The sequence below is a fragment of the Candidatus Erwinia haradaeae genome (genome assembly GCF_900698935.1).
Lineage (GTDB): Bacteria > Pseudomonadota > Gammaproteobacteria > Enterobacterales > Enterobacteriaceae > Erwinia_E > Erwinia_E haradaeae_D.
In genome coordinates this window covers 740,905-764,184 of record NZ_LR217715.1, presented here as the reverse complement: position 1 = coordinate 764,184, position 23,280 = coordinate 740,905, and the positions used below count along the sequence as shown (strand labels likewise).

Annotated in this window: 10 protein-coding genes, 1 tRNA gene and 1 pseudogene; 5 read left to right on the top strand and 7 right to left on the bottom strand. The window is 35.2% G+C overall.

From position 1 onward, the window contains the following. The first annotated feature begins 684 nt into the window (after positions 1-684). Positions 685-1,644 carry a magnesium/cobalt transporter CorA gene (gene corA / locus ERCIKOCA2762_RS02365; protein ID WP_157988588.1) on the top strand — a complete coding sequence of 320 codons (960 nt, stop codon included), beginning with the start codon at positions 685-687 and terminating at the stop codon, positions 1,642-1,644. A 326-nt stretch (positions 1,645-1,970) separates the two neighbouring features. Here corA and ispH read toward each other — a convergent pair whose 3' ends face one another. From ispH to ileS, 3 genes are all read right to left on the bottom strand, one after another. Further along, complete coding sequence (gene ispH / locus ERCIKOCA2762_RS02360; protein ID WP_157988587.1) at positions 1,971-2,906, bottom strand: 4-hydroxy-3-methylbut-2-enyl diphosphate reductase; 936 nt, start codon at positions 2,904-2,906, stop codon at positions 1,971-1,973. A 1,018-nt stretch (positions 2,907-3,924) separates the two neighbouring features. Next, a complete protein-coding gene (gene lspA / locus ERCIKOCA2762_RS02355; protein ID WP_232043106.1) occupies positions 3,925-4,416 on the bottom strand; it encodes a signal peptidase II in 492 nt (163 codons plus the stop codon). Next, positions 4,413-7,229, bottom strand: coding sequence for an isoleucine--tRNA ligase (gene ileS, locus ERCIKOCA2762_RS02350; RefSeq protein WP_157988586.1), 2,817 nt, complete (start codon positions 7,227-7,229; stop codon positions 4,413-4,415). The genes lspA and ileS overlap by 4 nt, the downstream gene beginning before the upstream one ends. A gap of 1,455 nt (positions 7,230-8,684) precedes the next feature. On the opposite strand from ileS, the gene rpsT reads away from it, so the two are divergent. Continuing rightward, positions 8,685-8,954 (top strand): 30S ribosomal protein S20, encoded by a 270-nt coding sequence (rpsT, locus tag ERCIKOCA2762_RS02345; protein ID WP_157988585.1) that lies wholly within the window; start codon positions 8,685-8,687, stop codon positions 8,952-8,954. Between the two features lie 549 nt (positions 8,955-9,503). Here the strand turns inward: rpsT and yacG are convergent. Further along, positions 9,504-9,623, bottom strand: a pseudogene (gene yacG, locus ERCIKOCA2762_RS02340) (DNA gyrase inhibitor YacG); the annotation flags it as partial. Positions 9,624-10,403: 780 nt separating this feature from the next. Continuing rightward, positions 10,404-10,479 (bottom strand) — tRNA-Gly (locus ERCIKOCA2762_RS02335). A 172-nt stretch (positions 10,480-10,651) separates the two neighbouring features. On the opposite strand from ERCIKOCA2762_RS02335, the gene recC reads away from it, so the two are divergent. Continuing rightward, positions 10,652-14,047 (top strand): exodeoxyribonuclease V subunit gamma, encoded by a 3,396-nt coding sequence (gene recC, locus ERCIKOCA2762_RS02330; protein ID WP_157988584.1) that lies wholly within the window; start codon positions 10,652-10,654, stop codon positions 14,045-14,047. 265 nt (positions 14,048-14,312) lie between these two features. Here recC and glnA read toward each other — a convergent pair whose 3' ends face one another. Then, entirely contained in the window at positions 14,313-15,722 is a 1,410-nt protein-coding gene (glnA, locus tag ERCIKOCA2762_RS02325) for a glutamate--ammonia ligase (protein ID WP_157988583.1), read from the bottom strand. Between the two features lie 1,418 nt (positions 15,723-17,140). Here glnA and typA point away from each other — a divergent pair. Both typA and ERCIKOCA2762_RS02315 read left to right on the top strand, forming a co-directional pair. Then, positions 17,141-18,964 carry a translational GTPase TypA gene (gene typA, locus ERCIKOCA2762_RS02320; RefSeq protein ID WP_157988582.1) on the top strand — a complete coding sequence of 608 codons (1,824 nt, stop codon included), beginning with the start codon at positions 17,141-17,143 and terminating at the stop codon, positions 18,962-18,964. Positions 18,965-20,056: 1,092 nt separating this feature from the next. Then, positions 20,057-20,572: a single-stranded DNA-binding protein gene (locus tag ERCIKOCA2762_RS02315; protein WP_157988581.1), complete on the top strand. Its 516-nt coding sequence runs from the start codon at positions 20,057-20,059 to the stop codon at positions 20,570-20,572. A 1,088-nt stretch (positions 20,573-21,660) separates the two neighbouring features. Here ERCIKOCA2762_RS02315 and cls read toward each other — a convergent pair. After that, positions 21,661-23,124 carry a cardiolipin synthase gene (gene cls, locus ERCIKOCA2762_RS02310; RefSeq protein WP_232043116.1) on the bottom strand — a complete coding sequence of 488 codons (1,464 nt, stop codon included), beginning with the start codon at positions 23,122-23,124 and terminating at the stop codon, positions 21,661-21,663. Positions 23,125-23,280 lie beyond the last annotated feature (156 nt).

Below are 23,280 nucleotides of genomic sequence, written 5' to 3'. Positions count from 1 at the left end.
GGTCACTATCTATAGATGAATACAGTACTGTAGAAAAATGAGTGCACGTTTAATATAGACCATAAAATAATTTAGACAACCGAAGATATAGTTCATGAACTGTATTATTAAATATATGCCATTTGTATAATGCCCGAGAAGAGGTACTGACAAACATATGCTCTAATACAGTTGTATTGTATTCAATATGCTTAATAAGCGCTTAGTGGTGACTATTAGAGTAATCATTAGAGCATATACAATAATACCAAGCTAGAGAAGCGGTTTTATAGCTCATATAATCTGTATATGAGAATGCTAATGTGACTTTATAAGTATAGTGCAGTGTCTGTGCCTTTGTGATAGTAGTTATTATGTTTTAATATTTTAATATTATGTAATAATATGTGCGGTATGTTACAACGTAATTTTTTTCTAAAAGATTGTTGCTATCTTTTATTTTAGCGTTTGTAGCGGTGTATTGGGAAGTTCCTGAGATATAGATGGTGTCGGTGATAGCTCACGTATGAGTTTGCAAAGTACTAAACTATACTATTTTGGAATAGTAGATACATCGCTATGAATGTTAGCGTGTAGTCTAAGAGTGCAGTAATCAAACCAAACATGTGCGCTACAGATTCTGATTATAGCAAGATATCTTGCCACGCTCTCTCTTATTCCCCCCTTTAACTTGAGAATATAGTTATGCTGAGTGCATTTAAATTAGATAATAGTCGGCTATGTCGACTTGCATTGGAGGATCCTAATACCAGAGATAACCTAAATGATTCAATTTGGGTAGATCTGATTGAACCAGAAGAAATTCAACGTGCTCGTGTACAAAACGTCTTAGGGCAAGTTTTAGCTACGAGTCCGGAATTAGAAGATATAGAAGCTTCAGCACGTTTTTTTGAGGATGATGATGGTCTGCATATTCACTCTTTTTTCTTGTATGAGGATTTTGATGATCATGCGGGTAATTCCACAGTTGCATTTACTGTCCGAGATGGGCGTCTTTATACCTTACGTGAACGTGAACTTCCAGCATTTCGGCTTTACCGTATGCGAGCACGTAATCAAACCTTAACTGATGGAAACGCTTATGAGATTTTATTGGATTTGTTTGAAACCAAAATTGAACAATTAGCTGATGAAATTGAAAATATTTCCAGTAATTTAGAAAAATTTAGTAGAGTAATTATGGAGGGAAAGCAGGGCGATGAATTTGATAATGCACTATCCGCTTTGGCAGGACAAGAGGATGTTGGTTGGAAAGTGCGTCTTTGTTTGATGGATACTCAACGGGCCTTAAATTTCTTAGTACGTAAAACACGCCTTCCCGCTCATCAGCTAGAGCAGGCTCGTGAGATTTTGCGCGATATAGAGTCGTTATTGCCACATACTGAATCATTATTTCAAAAGGTTAATTTTTTAATGCAGGCAGCCATGGGTTTTATTAATATTGAACAAAGCCGTATTATTAAAATTTTTTCAGTGGTATCAGTGGTTTTTTTACCGCCAACACTAGTAGCCTCTAGCTATGGAATGAATTTTGCGTTTATGCCAGAGTTAAAATGGGGTTTTGGGTATCCAGCTGCGATATTATTGATGATTCTTGCTGGGTTAGCGCCCTATGCTTATTTTAAACGAAAAAATTGGTTATAAGACCACAAGTTATATTCTGATTTTTGGTAGCTCCGTATCAGAGATGCGTATAACTTTTTAAAGAATATTGTTTTCTTAAGATTAAGAGATAGCTAGAGCAGATTTCATAAAAATTGATTTTTTTCTCGCATGTTCTGTGTATACAATCCATTAGAGTATGAGATTTCATATAAGCTTAATACAGAAAATTGAGTGACATATGATAATATTTATTTAGATATTGAAGCTGTATGATGCATGCTATAAATAAGAATAATACAACGATTCTCATTCATATGAAGCAAGAAGGAGCAATGATTACGCAGTCATAAATTGTAGATTTACATTTATCGACGTAACTCTTTTGGAATATCAAATATCATATTTTCTTGATGCCCTAATAGCTCAGTGGTACATATACCACCTAGTTGAATAAGTCTTTTTGTCACTTGCTGTACTAGAATATTTGGCGCTGATGCACCGGCAGTAACACCCACACAGTGAATATTTTTTAACCATTCTTCTTGAATGTCTTCTGCAGAATCAATTAAGAATGTTCTTCGTCCCAATCTTTGAGCTAATTCGGCCAATCGATTAGAATTAGAAGAATTTTTTGAACCGACTACCAGTATTAAGTCAGCATGTTGTGTAAGAGCATTTACCGCTTTCTGGCGGTTGGTGGTGGCATAGCAAATGTCATTTTTACGTGATCCGATGATTTGAGGAAAACGAGAATGCAAAGCATGAATAACATGGATGCTATCGGAAACTGATAGTGTGGTTTGTGTCACAAAGCGTATATTATTTTGGTTTTTAATATACAGCGATGAGATATCATCTGAGGTGCTGACTAAATACATTCCACCGTGTTCGTTGTTATATTGACCCATAGTCCCTTCTACTTCTGGATGGCCAGAGTGTCCAATCAAGATAGTTTCTATGCCCTGTCTGCTAGCACGCGCGACTTCCATATGAATTTTTGTCACAAGTGGACAGGTTGCATCAAAGATCATTAATAAATTTCGTTGCATAGCCTGTTTGCGTACGACTTGAGAGACACCATGTGCCGAAAAAACAAGAATGGACCTTTCTGGTACTTGATCTATTTCTTCAATAAAAATCACCCCTCGTTCTTGTAATTTTTGCACCACGTAGTTATTATGTACTATTTCATGACGTACAAAGATGGGGGCGCCGTAAATCTCCAGAATTCGCTCAACGATGTTGATAGCACGATGAACGCCTGCACAAAATCCGCGTGGATTGGCTAATACGATCTGCATAGCTTCTCTCCAGTAATAATAATCGCAATGGTATTGAGATATGTTCATAAATTGATACGGTCAAGCTATCTGTATCGATAGAGTTGACAATAAAGCAAATGACATATGATATCATCCATCTATACATGATATTGCAATATAGTGTTTATTTTTAGTTCTAGAAACAACTAGGTTTGTTGTATTTTTTCTCTGTTGATTTCTAACAATGTGGTAGTGTAATCGAATATCTCGCATGTGTGAGGGCAAGATACAAAATTGCAGTATTTTGTTTTATGTGTGCCAGCGGTTTTAGTATAATTATTATATTCCAGTGTATTGTGTTAGAGTTTTTACAGCATGTGTATATATTATGTCTTTCTTATGTTGGAATGGATCATGATGGCTATTTTGTGTTATGAGGAATATATAAAATAGGTTTCCTATATGTAGTTAATGATATTTTCTCATTACTAATTTGTAGTGATTGTAGTGTATTTCAATATCCACATATCTAATCTGATATCTGTGTTTTACAACTTGATGGGTTGTATGTTTTGATTTGTGTTCTATGTCTGACTATTTTATCTGAATATGAGATTCTTGTATTTCATTTTGTCATCAAATATGTTTCCTTCTGCACGCTAAGAGATATGTGCGAGTTCATTATATGTATAATATGTATAAAATATGATATCTTAATTTAACTACTGAATATGGTCTTCCATGTATGCCATAAATCACGATGTGGTAATCAGATATCATTGTTATATGCGTAATCTGTATGTATCCTCATATATGTAATCTGCATTCATCACATCAATTTTGATTATATAGTGATTGATATTGTTATAATTATCGATTGTTTTATCTCTGAAGATAGTATATTGATTTTTAGTTTTAAAATACGTAAGCCTGCGTAGGCGATGTCAAAGTAATCGTGTAGACCGCTAAGTGTAATTTTATAGCTGAACAAGCTATAGCAATCTATGATTGTATCCAGATTAGGACTGTAAAAGATTCTTGCGCAGATTTTTGATGTTTATGAGTGACTAGAACTATAATTCCTCTTACAGAGAAAAAGCACAATGCCAATAAAAATTGCACTATCAGCAATATTAAATGTAGCAAAATGCCACTCTTTCAGATGCAAATCAATAAAATCAATTACAAATCCATATGTGATTCGATTATACAAATTCCCTAACGCGCCACCTATGAGTAAGGCATACGCAATATTATGTAGTGTGCACTTCACTTGATTATAATACATACTAAATAGTAAGATAGTCAGAAGAGTACTAGTTATACCAGATAAAAACCAGCGCTGCCATCCATCTTGATCAGCAAGAAAACTAAAGGCTGCACCAGAATTATGAGAATGATAAAGATTAATATATGGCATAATTGATATTGATTCATGAAGAAGTAGATGCGTTATCACCCATTGCTTGCTTAGTAGATCCAGGATCACCACGATAAAAGATAGCCATAGCCAACGCAGTCCACAATATCTTAAGTGTTTACTGATCATGCAAATTTACGGTTTTCACCATGACCAAATACATTAGCAATACAACGGCTACATATGTCAGTGTATACATTATGGTGGCCAATATCTTTGGTATGATGCCAGCATCGCGGACATTTTTGAGTTTCTAATTTGTGTAATACAATTTTTAAGTCTGCGAAAAGACCGCTTTGATATGCATCATTCGGTGCATAAGTAATATCTAAGACCTCCGCTCCAGATGTCAGTAAAACAAAGCGTAATTCTTCGTGAAGGTGACTTAGCTTTTCTGCTAACCTTTGGTTGACATAGAGTATGACGCTGACTTCTAAGGACGTTCCTATATGTTTTTTAATACGCGCTTGTTCAATCACTTTATTAACTTCTCCGCGTACTTTAATTAATTCATCCCAATATTCATTGTTCATGATTTCATAATCAGAAAGACTGTACAAGTCATTAAACCATTCTTCAGTAAATACATATTGCGCCCTTTCACCAGGTAAATGACGCCAGACCTCATCTGCTGTAAAGGATGTAATTGGCGCTATCCAACGCACTAAGGCTTCAGAAATATACCATAGTGCCGTTTGACAGCTATGACGTGCTAAGCTATCAGATTTAGCTGTATATTGGCGATCTTTGATAATGTCAAGATAAAAGGATCCCATTTCAATAGAGCAGAAATGCATTATACGCTGTACTACTTCATGAAATTGATAGTTTTCATATGAGGATATAATAGCATTCTGTGCTTCTAGAGCGCGTCCGATGGCCCAGCGGTCTAATACTAACATATTTTCCTGACTAACTTTGTTGTTTGCAGGATGAAAACCAGTGAGATTAGCTAAAAGAAAACGTGCAGTATTACGGATACGACGATAACTATCAATAGAGCGTTGTAGAATTTGATCAGAGCAAGAAATCTCTCCGGAATAATTAGTAGATGCTACCCATAAGCGTACAATATCTGCGCCTACTTTATCGATAATATCCCGTGGTCTTATAGTATTATTCTGTGATTTTGACATTTTGAGTCCTTGACCATCAACGGTAAATCCATGCGTAAGCACCTGTCGATATGGTGCTATACCTTTGATGGCCGTAGACATGATTAAGGATGACATAAACCACCCACGGTGTTGATCAGACCCTTCTAGATACATATCAGGTACATGATTTAGATATTCAGGTAGTGTATCAATTACTGAGAAGCTGGTAGAACCTGAATCAAACCAAACGTCTAGTGTATCAGAAACTTGAATATAATTGTTAGCATCAGACCCGAGTATTGGAGAAGGATCCAAATCCCACCATGCTTGAATACCGCTTTTCTCGACAAGCTGTGCGACTGTTTCGAGTATTTCCAAGGAATCAGGATGGAGTTGTTCAGTTTGTTTGTGAATAAAAAGTGCAATGGGCACGCCCCAAGTGCGTTGTCGCGAAATACACCAGTCTGGACGATTGATAAGCATTTCTTTCATCCGTGTTTTACCCCAGCTTGGAATCCAATACACGTTTTTAATCTGGTGTAAGGACTGCGCGCGTAGTCCTTTTTGATCCATACTAATAAACCATTGTGGAGTTACGCGAAAGATGATTGGACTTTTGTGACGCCAGCAGTGTGGGTAGCTGTGTTGTATTTCTTCTGAGTGGAGCAAGGCGTGATTTTTACGTAAAATTTCTATAATGATATCGTTAGCTTGAAAGATGTGTACACCATCTAATTGAGAAAAAATACCAGGTAGATAACAACCGTCTGGTCCAACTGGGTTAATGGTATTAATAGCATATTTTTGACTGATAGCATAATCATCTAAACCATGATCAGGTGCAGTATGTACTATTCCTGTACCAGTGTCCATGGTTACATTGTCATTTAGAATTATAGAAGATATGTATGTGAGAAATGGATGCTGAAACTGCATCCTCTCAAGAGCTTTTCCTTGTACATTTCCCAGTATATTCCATTTTTTGACCCCCATACAACTCATAATTGTATCGACCATATCGGCAGCCAGTATGAGTACTCGATCTATAATTTGGACTAGTTGATAGCTCACATGTGGATGTACTGCAAGAGCACGATGAGCTGGAAGAGTCCATGGAGTGGTGGTCCATATTACTAGTGAAATTGGACCATCGATATATACATTATTAAATGTTCTCTCTATGTCTTTTTTATCTATGGCATTAAATAGAACCATAATTGACGGAGACACTCTATCATAATACTCTATTTCAGCGTCTGCTATAGCAGAGCGACAATCTAGACACCATGGTACAGGTTTTACACCTTTGTAGAGGTGACCATTTTTAATTATTTTTCCAAGTGCTCTGATAATATTAGCTTCGGTCTGAAAGTTCATGGTTTGATAAGGTTGATCCCATTCACCTAAGACTCCAAGTCGAATAAACTCAGATTTTTGTCTATCTACTTGTTGAGAGGCATAATTACGACATGCGATACGAAATTCTGCTGGACTAATTCTATCTCCTGGCTTACCAGCGATTTTCTCTACTTGGTGTTCTATTGGTAAACCATGGCAGTCCCAACCTGGTATATAAGGTGCGTTATATCCAGAAAGACTCTTAGATTTAAGAATAATATCTTTTAATATTTTATTAACTGCGTGACCAATATGAATATTTCCATTCGCATAAGGCGGTCCATCATGTAGTAAAAATATTTTTTTATCTTGTTTTGCTGTTCGTATCATATTATATAGTTTATCATCATACCAACGTTGCAAAATACGAGGTTCGTTTTGAGATAAATTTCCTCGCATTGGAAAACTTGTTTTTGGTAAATTTAAAGTTTTTTTGTAGTCAATCATTAGATTTTCGTTCCATCTTTATTAATGCTTTTGCATGATCGTTGAATGTTAAGTACAAACGAACATTTTTATGGTAATAGCACATAGCACATAGCATAAAAATAAATTTCAATTAATTAATATTAATCGCAGTATGTAAGTACAACTGATATGTATACGTACTTTTTTCATAAGCGCTATGAGGTTTAATTCTTTATTTTTTAGAGAAGTAATATCTATGATCTGAAGTTTTTAATACTATTTTATTAGATCTTCTTTAGTGTAGTATTGAGTTACTGTGAGAATGTGATTCTATCAAAACATGTTTTTGAAGAAAAATACGAGAATGTATTTTTTATATAATACAGCAGAGTAACACTAAACATCTTTGTGGATGGTTGTGCACATAGCATTTTGCATTAATAGCAAGTCTGTCATATCATACACTAGAAAATAATGTCTATTTTATGTATGCCATGACTGTCGCTTGTTCATGTTAAATCTTTTTAATTGGCAGTTTACCTGTGTCATACCGGCTGATAGTAGTCTTTATATTATATGCATGATGTTGGCATTTAATGCAACGAGGACACTAGGGAGAACATCAATATTTCAATTAGTACATAGCAAAATTTATATATAATATTCCATGCTAAATATTCCATACTCAGAGAATATTATCCAATATAATTTCATATGTCTAGTATCTCATGCATAGTATCATGTTTTATGTCTCTAATAATATTAGATTTAATCTCATCCAGAAGATAGATATGATACGAATCTAAATACTGGGATTTAAATATAGTACAGAAATATAGTTAACGCACGAAAATGCACATTATTATTATAATACTTCACGATTAATACTGCTTAATGTGATTAAAGATTATTTATATTTCTGTATTTTATAATATATCAATCACAGTTTATAAATATTGTATAAAGGTCATGAAATCAGTTTGTTTAGTATTACTAAATGCTATGAGTAACATGAATTTTATATGAACTTTCCGTTGTGTTGCTATAACGGGATTTCTCAGATGTCTAGCCATTGTTTGCTGACAAGGATGAAGATTGTGAATAATTTTTCAGGGGTATCATTGATCGTTTACTATCACGGTATCCTTAATTCATTGATTATTGGATTATGATTAAAAGTTATTGAATTATTCACTTTAGCTATGTGGCATAGTAAATGATTTTTGAAGCACGAATCTCATTTCTGATTATTCTAGTGACATAGAGGTGTAGTCATTTTAGTTTTTTAATTCAGTGGCGCACTGAAGAAATAAGTTTTTCTATTGCGCGGCAAGTTATACATATAATCAATTTATGTTTGCTGTTCATTGAGCTATACGCATTGCGCATGAATAATTTCTATTAATTTTAAAAAATCATTGACAATTAGCATGTTAAAGGAAATAATTTTCTAAAATTTTATAATATATAGTATTAATATTTAGGAGTGAAATTTTGGCTAATATCAAGTCAGCTAAGAAACGAGTGATTACATCTGAAAAAAATCGTCAGCATAATGCAAGTCGTCGTTCAATGATACGTACTTTTATTAAAAAAGTGTATGCAGCTATTGCTATTGGTAATCAAGAAAGTGCAAAGAATGCATTTCATGCTATGCAACCACTTCTAGATCGCCAAGCTTCTAAGGGATTGATTCATAAAAATAAAGCTGCACGACATAAAGCAAACCTCAGAGAACAAATTAAAAAAATGTCTTCTGCATGAGACAAAAGAGATGAGGTATTTTGAAGTCTTTATGAAAGGCTCAGTTTTATCACTTAAGTACAACCTATGAAGTTAAAAATGGTTGCGTACAGTGACGGATATAAATTTTGTTAAAAATTTTGATAATTATTGTATTGATAATTTTATTATATGATATGTTGTGTATTTTCTGGTCTATAGGTTGGCACAGCCCGCATCATCAAGCAGATGATTTGATACTTTAAAAGCAAGAGTTCTTAGGGGATGAGCCAGCGTATGAGTATATATCTATGATATGTGCAATATAGGGATATGGGTCATTGTCATATAGACTCTGGTAGACTTGTAATATAAATAAAAACATTTTATCTATGATGACGCATAGTGAAATAAACGCTGAATCTAGTTAGGTGTACTATGGCTATTAATATGAAAGATATGTTTGCGCCAAAATTATCAATATAACTAAGTATGAGTTATTAGTTGAGCAATATTTTACTAACAAAGAGTAATATATATTTTTTACTGCGTTTTTATCGTATAGAAGAATTTTGGATATCCTTAATGTAACCATCCTTCTAGATCTATGAGTTGACAACGTTTGCTACAAAATGGACGCCAATTGTTTGTTTTACTCCAAATTACATTGGCGCCACAAGTTGGGCAATTTACGCTATTTGTATCATTCATGATTATTTTTATTTTAACGATATTATAGTCTTGTCTCAAGTATGGATGATGAAATTCACATTCAAAAATTATTCTTAAGATACTCAAGCTAGTCAGATCTTTTATTTTGATGCATTTTTGTTTAATACTGCTACCATAGCAGATGGATGGCATCATTAATAAATTCAGAGACTATAATGTTTATAGCATTTTTTCAATATAAATTGCGTATTATATTATAACATTGGAAATGTATTGTACGTGTTCGCAGCCTATTCATATCTATATGGAATGCAATTAGATTCTTTTTCTACGATAATCTAGACTACTTAAATTTCTTGTTGTTATATGCTAATGTTTAATGACACGTATTATGGTATTTTCAGATGCCGTTTACACGTAAGCCGCAATATTTATTGGGAATACTCATGCACTAAAACAGCAAGAATACGACTACACATTTATGCAACTGTTGTCTCTAGTAGCTCTATGAGTAGTTTTAAACACTGTTGTCCAACATTTCATTTTGATTTTTAAAAAAATTAGCAATAAAATCAATAATTGGCAATAAACTACGATGTATCTAAGTTATATATAGTATATAGAATTACGATTTATGTTTAATCGATCAAATAATGCTGCTTTAATCAAAAATATTATATCATAGAACTGTAATTCTATAACGATTATACAACTACTTTATCTACAATTTAGACTTCTTACATTGCATATCAGACACATGACACAGTAGATATTTCAACATGAGGATGTATAAGTTGACACAATTAATTGGCAATATCCTGGAGCGGGAAACGAGACTCGAACTCGCGACCCCGACCTTGGCAAGGTCGTGCTCTACCAACTGAGCTATTCCCGCTGACTTTGTTTCACTATAAAATATCACTATTATAATAAAATTACTATAGAAACTTGTAACAGAAGTGTTTTTTTATGCAACCTTGTTATTATTCTTTGATATTTACATATAACAGTTAGCACTTATTTTTACTACTAAAACATACAGTATATCACGTATTAGATCAATAAGTATGATTACTCTTTATCACTCTAATAAATTAGAAATGCTTAAAAGACTGCTTTGTCGGGAAATTAAAGAGAAGCCTCTATGTAATCCTTTATGCCCAGAAGTAGTGCTAGTTAAAGGTTCAAATATTGTCCCATGGTTAAAAATCTCATTAGCTGAAGAGTTTGGTATTGCTGCCAATATCGATTTTCCATCGCCCGAGAATTTTATTTGGGATATTGTGCATGGTGTATTTCCTCTATCTCCTAAGAAAAGTTTGTTTAGTAAATCTAGTATGCGCTGGAAGATGAGAGCAATTCTCCCAAGTTTGCTACAAGATGAGTGTTTTGTTATGCTGCGTCATTATCTCATTGACGATATAGAAGATCATAAGCTATTCCAGCTAACATCTTGTGTAGCGATTTTATTTAAAGAGTATATGGTGAATCACCCTGAGTGGCTACATCAATGGGGGCGTTTGGAAAGGGTAGAAGAGTTGGGCGATGCTCAGACGTGGCAAGCACCACTATGGGTTGCATTAGTAGCACATATTCGTCGGTTAGAGGAACCAAGAAGGGGGTCTATTGATTTTTTTCTAAATTTTCTGTTTATTTTTAAAAATTTCATAACGCGTCCGCCAGGTTTACCTGATCGAGTGTTTATTTTTGGTCTATCAACGCTACCTATATCTTATGTAGAAGCGATCGGAATGCACACAGATGTCCATATTTTTTTTACTAATCCATGTCGTTATTATTGGGGGGATATTCCAGATAACACATGCTTAACTCAACTAAAAAATCATCACCGTAATCACTATAAGGATGGTCATTCGATTCCACAATTTCGTAATATAGAACATGTTTTTTCTGCATTTAACACAGTTGGTGAGTGGCACTTAAGTAACCCTCTGTTATCTGCATGGGGTCAATCTGAAAGAGAAAATCTTTTTCTTTTTGTACAGTGTGCGACTAAAGAAATATGCGCCTTTGTTAACACGGAGCCCTGTAATCTTTTACAGACCTTACAGTACGATATTTTAGAACTAAAAGACCACTCAATGCTTTATCTGAAAGATAATCACAAAACACATAGTTACGGCAAGCGTATTATCACTTTAGATGATCACTCAGTAGCCATTCATGTATGTTATAGCTTGTATCATGAAGTGGAGGTTTTATACGATCAATTATTAGTAATGATGCAAGCTGATCCAGCGCTGACAGTTCGAGACATTGTAGTAATGGCTGCAGATATCAATATTTATAGACCTTTTATTCAAGCTATTTTTAGTTCTTCTGTTTCAGATCGAAGTCTGCCATTTTATATCGCTGATGAAAAGTTTATCGAAGGAAACTCATTTATTAAGATTTTCCATGTTTTACTGCGGTTACCAGATAGTCAGTATTCTGCTGAAGAAGTATTGTCTTTGCTGGAATATCCTGCTGTATCTGACTGTTTCGGTATTAACCAAGAGGATTTTTTGTTATTGCGTCGTTGGGTATCTGATTCAGGAATACGATGGGGCTTAGATGATCAAAATGCATGCGATAGTGAGTTACCCATTACCGCTCAGAATACTTGGAAGTTTGGATTACATCGCATGTTATTAGGTTACGCCATAGATAGTGCAGCAGGTGAGTGGAATGGTATTTTGCCTTTTGATGAATCGAGCGGACTGAATGCAGAATTAGTAGGCAAGCTTGCTGAATTTCTAATATGTCTGAAAAAATGGAGAACGCGCTTAAGCACACCGTTAAATTTGAGTGGTTGGTTACCGATATGTCGTCAGATTCTTGATGATTTTGTGAGTAAAAATGCAGATAATGAAACAGAGTTAGTATTGATTGAAGATCAATGGAACAAAGTAATTAATCATGGGATTCAAGCTTTATATCATGAGATCATACCATTATCGCGGTTGCGAGATGAGCTGAATCTCTATATAGATGAGCAATCTATAAGCCATCCGTATCTTCCTGGATTTATCAATTTTTGTACTTTGATTCCAATGATATGTGTTCCATTTAAAGTAGTATATCTACTAGGGATGAATGAAGGGGTATATCCGCGTACTATGCTGCCATTTAGCGTGGATTTAATGCATAATAAGAGTTTAACGGCACATACACAAAAGAGTAATAATCGTTGTTTAAATAGTGAAAAATACATCTTCTTAGATGCTTTGAATTCTGCAAACGAAAAATTTTATATCAGTTATGTTAACATATCTATACACGATAATACAGAGTGCTATCCATCACTATTAGTAAGTGAGCTAATGGAGTATATAAGCTATAGTTTTATTTTAGCTCAGGATTTAGATAAAGATACTGCCAGCAGCGCTATCGCGATTACCAATCATATACAGCACGTACATCGTCGTATTCCTCTTTCCAAAAATCATTTGATTCACCCTATAAAATCATGTGAAGTTTTTACTTTGTGGCCTCCTACCAGTAAGCATTCAAATGCTTTGTATAGTTCTTTAGGTCATGTTGTTTTACAAGACGAAGAAACCAGCCTTAATGTGGATACGCTAATAAATTTTTGGCGACATCCAGTACGGTATTTTTTTCAATCTCGTCTTGGTATTTTTTTTGAAAGAGACGATAGTGTGTTATCTGATATAGAACCGTTTGTTGTAGATAGCATTGCTCGTTATCAGATGGATAGTCAGTTATTAAAGGCGATTATGAACCAAACAGATCCATGGTTGTTGTATACCGCTTTTAAAGCGGCCGGTATGTTGCCCTATGGTGTGTGGGGGAAATTATTTTGGGAGCAGCGAGTAGCTGACATGGGTCAGCTGTCTTCTAGAATAGCCCCACATTACGCTCCCGTACACAATAGGGAAATATCGCTACATATTAACCGTAAACTATTGCTTACTGGTTACCTTACTCAAGTGCAGGCTCATGGACTATTGCGTTGGCGTCCTGGAGTATTGAATTTCCAGGATGCATTAACATTATGGTTAGAGCATTTAATGTATTGTGCAATAGGTGGAAACGGAATTAGCCTAGCACTAGGTCTTAAGGATAGTGTATGGCGTTTTTTGCCGTTAGACTCTGATGAAGCAAAAAAGTATTTATTACATTATTTTACTGGGTATCGATTAGGTCTATGTTTTCCTATATTTCTGACATCTTCCGGGGGGGTCTGGTTACAAGAATGTTTTGATAAACATCAATGTATTCTAAAACATGATACGAATACGCAGCGTCAGGCACGTAGAAAACTCTTACAGTATTGGAATGGAACTAATCATATGAGAGGCGAGAAAGACGATTTTTTTATGCAGCGATTGATACCTAATCTGAATTCTACCGATATCCAGCGTATGACATTAGAGGCAGAATGCTGGTTAACGCCTGTCTTACAATATCATCAGGTGGATTCACCTGAGCAAAAAATGTAATAACTTAAATATATTGTGAATTGTTATTAATGCTATGTACACTTTAGTGTAAGCTTGGCTAATGATTAGTTTGAGGATTTATATAGCAGCTCTTTGAGTCAAATACACCTGAATATTTAATTCAGCACACATAAGTATTATAATTTATATATGAAGAAAAAGCCCACCTATTGATGGGCTGGTTCTATCGTTTTTAATCACAGCCTGTTTCTAGTTTTTCATAATGTCTATGAAGTAGAGAGGTGATCATCGAGATTTTACTCTATTAAACACTGTAGTATAGTTCGAATTCCACAGGATGTGGGGTACGGTATACATGTTCCATTTCTGCTCTACGTAATTTAATATAAGCCTCGATAGCATTATCGGTAAATACACCACCACGAGTAAGAAATGCGTGGTCTTTGTGTAAGGCAGCAAGTGCTTCATCTAGTGAACTGGCCACTTTTGGCATGATAACCTCTTCAGATAATGGTAGTTTATAGAGATTGCTGTCTATGGCTTCTCCGGGGTGGGTTTTGTTCATGATCCCATCTAAACCAGCCATTAACATTGTAGAAAAGCATAAATATGGATTAGCTGCGGGATCAGGAAAGCGTACTTCAATCCGGCATGCTTGAGGATTACCAACGACGGGAATGCGGACGGATGCCGAACGATTACGAGAAGAATAAGCAAGTATTACTGGTGCTTCATATCCGGGCACTAAACGCTTATATGAATTTGTAGTTGGGTTTGATAAGGCGTTAATTGCTTTAGCATGTTTAATGATTCCGCCTATGTAAAACAGAGCTGTTTCCGATAGTCCACCGTATTTATCACCAGAGAACATATTCATATTATTTTTATATAAGGACATATGACAGTGCATACCAGAACCATTATCGCCACAGATTGGTTTGGGCATAAAAGTCGCAGTTTTTCCATAAGAGTTGGCGACATTGTGCACTACATACTTATAAATTTGAAGTTCATCGGCTTTTTTAGTCATAGTATTAAAGCGAGTAGCGATCTCATTTTGACCCGCGCTAGCCACTTCGTGGTGATGCGCTTCAACTACTAAACCCATATTTTCCATCATTAGGCACATTGTAGAACGTATATCCTGTGATGAATCCACTGGAGGCACAGGAAAATATCCTCCTTTAAGACCAGGACGGTGCCCTTTGTTTCCACTTAGGTATTTTTTACCAGTATTCCAGAATGCTTCAATGTCATCAATAGCAACGTGTGAACCGGCAGCATTATGCTCAAAACGAATATCGTCAAATAAGAAGAATTCAGGTTCTGGACCAAAAAATACAGTATCTGCAATACCAGAGTTTTTTAAAAAATCCTCAGCGCGTTTAGAAATAGAGCGTGGATCGCGGTCGTAACCTTGCATCGTATTTGGTTCTAGAATATCACAACGTAGAATAAGAGTAGAGTCTAAAAAGAACGGATCAAGGACAGCAGTGATGGTATCTGGCATTAAAATCATGTCAGATTCGTTAATGTCTTTCCAGCCACTAATCGAAGATCCGTCAAACATTTTCCCTTCTTGCAAAAGGTCCTTATTCACACGAGGAGCAGGGATAGTCATGTGTTGCTCTTTACCCTTGGTATCTGTAAAGCGCAGGTCCACAAATTTCACTTGATGATCCTGAATCATTGACAGAACATATTCAGCTGACATATTTAACTCTCCTAGATGGTATTAGTGTTTTGATATTCCAGGGTGCAACGTGTCTGTTGCTACAGGTATTCCAATTATCATAGTTAATATTATATGGATACTTAAATAGACAATGGATTCATCCTTGAATAGGTTGTATAGCATGCTGCCAGTTTTTTTCATGGATGAAGATTGACAATTATATTCTGTCTTTTCAGAGGAGTGTCATTATTGATTTCGCTTAATATATCCATCAATAAAGAGATCTCATAATGTAACTATCCTTTTTTGGAGTATATTGTGGTCATTTAGTGCAGTTATTTAGTATATCATTTTACAATAACTTCTTGATGAAGGATGCTAATAAATATAGCTATGTATGTCTTGACTATATATATCTTTTTGTAATTAATGGGATCCTTGAATTTTTTTCGATTACGGGATTCTTTATCCTACAGATTAGCAATACTCACTACCACCTACATTAGTTTAAAAAATTTTTATATCCGATGTATCCGTAAGTTTTTAGACATAGGGCGCTTTCAGTTACAGCTTGTTAAGTGTTATGTGATTAAACCAGAAGGATTACATTTTATTTATTATTGATCCATGCATATCTTTTCATTGCAAAGCTGTATATTATTAGCGCCGTTTTTGATGATGCTGTGATTTTGAGATCTGTTCAATTTAGGCACGATGATTAGGGCTGAGACTTAATGTCAACGTCTATTCATATAATCAACATTAAAAATAGATGTTTTTATGCGAGACAGAGCAGTTTGTTTTCATGGCTTCTATTGAATTGTTGTGATTGACGCAGTTAACGGTATTGGTCATAATTTATTGCTAGGTTTCTATGTATACTGCACATAACTAAGTATATATAAACTCAATTTAGTTGGATGTATTCTCTCAAGAATTTTTACAGAAAAAGCATATTGTATCGCCACATATATAGTTGAGATTATGTATTGTCTCATGTTAAATTTCTCTAAAAAAAGACATTGTTACACACAGTTTATGTTCCATATTTCTTTTATCTCAAGAAACTGACAGTCTTTATCAGAATAGGGTTTATATTTTTTGTAACATGTAGTATAGCGATATAGTGCTTGCTTCAAGGCTACCGCTTATCACAAATCCTTGGAAGAGGTTGTTTCTTATATCAGGGTATATCGCTGATATAGCTCTGTGTATGATATCGATATACTGTATAGTGAAAGAGTGATTAATGTGTCATAGTCATAACATGGTTAGGTTCAATACCTGATCATGATCACATTCGCATGTGGTACTTTTGCATGGAATATGCAAATCTTTATAAAATAATTTTTAAACTATTGTAGTGTATCTTAATTCTAACTTGTGTGAACTAATTACGCTTTTTACGCATGTAAATATCGCATAATATATGGTTTTTAAATATCTGAGGAAAGGGTGTGATTAAGAATTTGCGTAATGTTGCTATTATTGCTCATGTTGACCATGGTAAGACAACGTTGGTTGACCAACTACTTTTGCAGTCTGGCACTTTTGATGCTCGTACAGAAGTGACTGAGCGTATAATGGATTCTAATACCTTAGAAAAAGAACGTGGGATTACTATTCTTGCAAAGAATACTGCAATTCAATGGAAGGGGTATCGTATTAATATTGTTGATACTCCTGGGCATGCGGATTTTGGGGGTGAAGTTGAGCGCGTCATGTCTATGGTTGATTCTGTACTGCTAGTGGTGGATGCAATTGATGGACCTATGCCGCAAACGCGTTTTGTAACCAAAAAAGCTTTCGAAAATGGCCTAAAACCCATTGTAGTAGTGAATAAAATCGATCGTCCAGGCGCTCGTCCCGATTGGGTGGTGGATCAGGTGTTCGATCTTTTTGTCAATTTGAATGCGCATGATGAGCAACTTGATTTTCCAGTAGTTTATACTTCTGCGGTTAATGGTACTGCAACATTAGATTATAGCGATATAGCAGAGAATATGATTCCATTATATGAATCCATTATTAAATATGCACCGCCACCAGAGGTATATACAGACGCACCGTTTCAGATGCAAATATCTCAGTTAGATTATACACACTATGTGGGTGTAATTGGCATTGGTCGTATCACCCGTGGCTCAGTCAAACCAAATCAGAATGTTTGTATTATTGATAGTAATGGAAAAACGCGTAATGGTAAGGTTAGTAAAATACTTACTCATCTTGGTTTAAAGCGTATAGAGACTTCCGAATCTGACGCTGGGGATATCATTGCAATTACTGGATTAGGTGACCTAAATATTTCTGATACTATTTGTGATCCACAGAATATAGTAGCGCTACCAGCGCTAAATGTTGATAAGCCCACTGTTAGTATGTATTTTAATGTGAATAAATCTCCATTTTGTGGTAAAGAAGGTAAGTTTGTCACCTCACGTCAAATTTTTAACCGTCTCAAAAAAGAGCTAGTACACAATGTGGCATTAAGGGTAGAAGAAACAGATGATACTGATACCTTCCGCGTATCAGGTCGTGGAGAGTTGCATTTGTCCATTTTGATTGAAACGATGCGCCGTGAAGGATTTGAGCTATCAGTTTCGCGTCCTAAGGTTATTTACCGTGAAATGGATGGTAGAATGCAAGAACCATTTGAAAATGTGATAGTGGATATTGAAGAGCAACACCAAGGGGGTGTGATGAAGGCTCTAGGTGAGCGTAAAGGAGATGTTAAGGACATGGTGTCTGAGGGTCAAGGACGTGTTCGTCTTGGTTACTGCATTCCCTCTCGTGGTTTAATTGGTTTTCGTACTGAGTTTATGACTTTAACCGCCGGCACAGGGCTCTTACACGCTACTTTTAGCCACTATGATGATGTCCGTGCAGGTTCGATTGGACAGCGTCAAAATGGTGTTCTGATCTCGAATGGACAAGGCAAAGCGGTTGCTTTTGCTCTATTTAGTCTCCAGGAGCGTGGTAAATTATTCCTGAGTCATGGTGCTGAAGTGTATGAAGGACAAATTATCGGTTTGCATTCGCGTTTAAATGATCTTACAGTGAATTGTTTAACAGGAAAGAAATTGACGAACATGCGTGCTTCTGGTACTGATGAGGCACCGACTTTGGTTCCAGCTATCAAGATGTCTTTAGAGCAAGCCTTAGAATTTATTGATGATGATGAATTAGTCGAAGTGACTCCGCAGTCAGTACGCCTACGGAAACGCTATTTAACAGAAAATGACCGCAAAAAAGCTAACCGCAAATCTTTTAAATCTTAATGATATAAGTTGTAATTTTCTTAGTTTTAACACTGAATATGTACTCTGTAGCGGAGGATTGTATATACCACTGAAGAATGATGATTTGATTTGCATACAACGATTACATTGATCATTGCAATATGTTGATTTGATAGCAGTATTTTTTTATGGACAAAATTCTTTTAAATATATAGTATCTCAAAATACAGACATGGTAAGCATGTAGTTTAAGTCAAGCGTAGTAAGTCTATAGAGAGATTGACTCACATAAATATATAAAATACTGATACTAGATAAAATAATGATACTATGATTCTGGTAATAAACAGACATGCAGAACTATATATTAAGTATTTATATGCTTTGGTAGCAGGTGCTTTAATGATGACAGAAGTTTTATGTGCTACTCTCACTATGAGAGAAATTTATGAAAAGATTCGTAGAGTCATGTGGATAGTTATAAATTTCTGATATGAGATCTTATCATAATTACGTCACCCAGATATATGATACTTGTTAGATATTTTAAGGATGACGCCACGCATTATTGACAGTCATATACTGAAAATATTGCTTGCCAAATAAAATCGCAAGCTAAATATAATATAGATATTTATCACATCCAATGCACCTTTTCTATTTTTGATAGAAAATGAAATCCATCAAAAAGATATAAATTATTTCACAGTATAGTAATTTTATGCTACTCAATTGTACTTATCAATTTGATCTCAACAGTTTTTGATATGTGTATTATTCTGTAGGATACCTACTATACTATTTTAAGTGATGTGAAGTGCCGAACACATAGGGTGAGATCTACTTATTCGCTTATTGTGTGAATTTTTGTTAGTGATTCATAGATCAGAAGGAAGAATTTTGCTATGTTTTCCACAATAGGTGTAAGTGTAGATCTTTCAGAATCCTCTATTTTGCGATCTTCAGTAAATAAACAATGATAGTGATGATGTACAATATATCAAGATAACATTAACTATTGTGCTACGTTTTATGTTCTGTGAAATCGTCAATAACATTAGACACAAATAAAATCTAAAAACTAACAATCAACTTAAGTGATAGAAAGATTGATTTATTGGAGAAAAGAAAATGGCTAGTAGAGGAGTTAACAAAGTAATTTTAGTAGGGAATCTAGGACAGGACCCAGAAATACGATATATACCTAATGGTAGTGCTGTTACAAACATCACTTTAGCAACTTCTGAAAGTTGGCGAGATAAACAATCCGGGGAGATCAAAGAAAAAACTGAATGGCACCGTGTGGTACTTTTCGGTAAATTAGCTGAAGTAGCGTGTGAATATCTTCGTAAGGGCTCTCAAGTCTATATCGAAGGGTCTTTGCAGACACGTAAGTGGACTGACCAAGCCGGTATTGAAAAATATACTACGGAGGTAGTAGTGAATATTGGAGGCACCATGCATATGTTAGGTGGACGTTCTCAGAATAATGCCAGTGATAATAGCGGATGGGCTCAGCAAAAAGGTAGCAATACATTTAGTAAGGAGACATCCTTATCTCGCTCGTTATCACATAAGTCTCAGAAAGATAACCTAGCAACTAATAATGAAGGTTTAGTCGATTTTGAAGATGATATTCCGTTCTAAGCATGCATAATGTAGGTGTCGTGATTATAATATAAGTATTGTAGACGGCTCAATAATGAGCATGTGATTGATGATCTCAATCATAGTAATTATTTATATAATAAGGATATTCATTGTTAAAAACTTGCTGCCACAGAGCGCTGCTATCCAATGTAAAAATAATGTATATGTAATTCCTCTGTTCATCATAGTTATTATATATGATAGCAGTTGTAGCATAGACATAGACAGATGAAAATCTATTGTATTGAGATAGAGACATCTCATGATATCCACATGTCTCTGTTAAAAGGCAAGCGGTTTATTTTATATTTTAAAAGTCTGGTGTATGTTTTTATTTTTTCACTACTAGAGTCACACTTATTTCGAATCATATAATAACACATTTCCTGTTGATCTATGAATCACTAACAAAAATTCACACAATAAGCGAATAAGTAGATCTCACCCTATGTGTTCGGCACTTTACATCACTTAAAATAGTATAGTAGGTATCCTACAGCATCATGCGCTTATACAAAATTTTTGATCTTGAGTAACATTGCACTATTTTTTAAAGACCTTTAATGTTACCTATAAATTCTCATATTGTGTTTTTTTGAGTCATTTTCTATATGTGCATATCATATTGTATGCGACATATTGATATAAAATATTGGATATATCAAAAATCACTATTTAGCAAAATTCTTTTTATCGTTTTCATTTTGATCTTTAAAAATATTTTTTGTAATTAGCCAGGGCAATATAAAGCACTAAGACGAATAGTCATGTGTCCCCCTACTCTAAGTAGGTGAAGAATAATGCGTGATGCGTGTCGTACAAATAGCCACTATCTATCCCATATTACTTTTTTGTTTTTGAATATTAGTGATATGATCACTCATATTAGTGTAGATGTACGATTTTTTAGAAACTAAGAGCATGTGTGAGAATCTTTTTTATTGTTTTATTAGATTGAGGTAACTCAACTATAGAAGTAAGTCAAAGATGCAAGTATTAGCTTTATTTCTATCTTAATAGTAGAGATATCTAGAATAGATCCGTCAAGGAACATGATGTATATGATAGAAAGCAAGCGTCTTTCATCATAGCAAGGGGCTAAAAAAATAAAATAGTCGCTCTATGATACGTTGCCAGTATGCGCGCTGCAACCAGCAACGAGCATCTACTAAGCATGATTGAGCGATGTAATGGTTGTGAATACGAGCTAACTTACTGCCAAATTCATGATGATCAATCACTATAGTGATCTCAAAGTTTAACCATAAACTTCGCATATCTAAATTAACCGTACCTACGAGGCTTAACTGACCATCAATAAGAATGCTTTTACTATGTAAAAGGCCGCCTTCAAACTGATATATTTTTACTCCAGCTTCAAGTAGTTCGCTGAAAAATGCTCTACTAGCCCATCGTACTAAAAAAGAGTCATTATAGCGTGGAATGATAATACTAACATCTACGCCACGATGAGCAGCTATGCAGATAGCATGTAGTAAATCATCAGTTGGTATTAAATAAGGCGTGGTAATTATTATTTTTTTACGTGCTGAAAACACTGCTGTTAATATCGCTTGATGAATCATGTTGTCTGGAAAGCATGGGCCGGATGCAATAACTAGAATCGTATGATCATTGTGTGGTTTAAGGAGTGTAAGATTAGCATCAGGTGTGGGAGGGAGAATACGCTTTCCAGTTTCCATTTCCCAATCAGCAGAGTAAATTATTCCCATAGTAGTGGCGATGGGGCCTTCCATGCGTGCCATTAAATCTACCCACTGACCAGCCTTTGTATGTGGCTTAAAAAATCTAGGATCTACTAGATTCATGCTACCAGTATAGGCAATATAATTATCAATAAGCACTACTTTGCGGTGTTGACGTAAGTCCATTCTTCTTAGGAAAATTCTGAGCAGACTAACAGGAAGTGCTTCGACTACATCAATTCCTGCACGACGCATGCGACCAGGCCATTCTGTACGAAAAAATTCTACACTACCAGCAGAATCAAGCAATAGGCGACAACGCACACCACGCTGTGCGGCGGCTATAAGAGCTTCTGCAACTTCGTCAGCCTGTCCACCAGGCTGCCAAATATAAAAGACCATTTCAATATTATGACAAGCTTGCTGTACATCACGTACCACTGTACGTAGTGTAACATTACTGTTAGTGAGTAGCTGTAACTGGTTACCTGTGATCCCAGAAATGCCTTGGCGATTTTCACATAGTTGGAATAATGGTTGAGCAATATCACTGTTTTTTGTGGAACAAAGGTGTTGAATAGAATGCAGGTTTTTCAACCATATAGCCATAGAAGGCCACATGCTACGCACGCGTTCGGACCGACACTTACCTAAGTGTAATTCTCCAAGGGAGAGGTAGGCAATAATTCCTACTAGAGGTAAAATATAAATAATTAGTAGCCAAGTCATAGCAAAAGGTACTGAACGGCGCTTAATTAAAATACGAAAAGTGATGCCAACAATTAAGAACCAGTAAGAAAATACTAACAGCCAGCTAATGATGGTGTAAGAAGTGGTTAGCAAAGCAATAGTCCTGTTCACAGACCGACGTCTACCTTATTACATAAACGAGAATGTATAATAAAGGTGGTCGTAGTTAAAGTAGTTGTAATAGCTAATAAGCGTACTATGTAGCATACTTCCTTTGTCATGCTCTATATAATATAGTTTCTAGTAGGA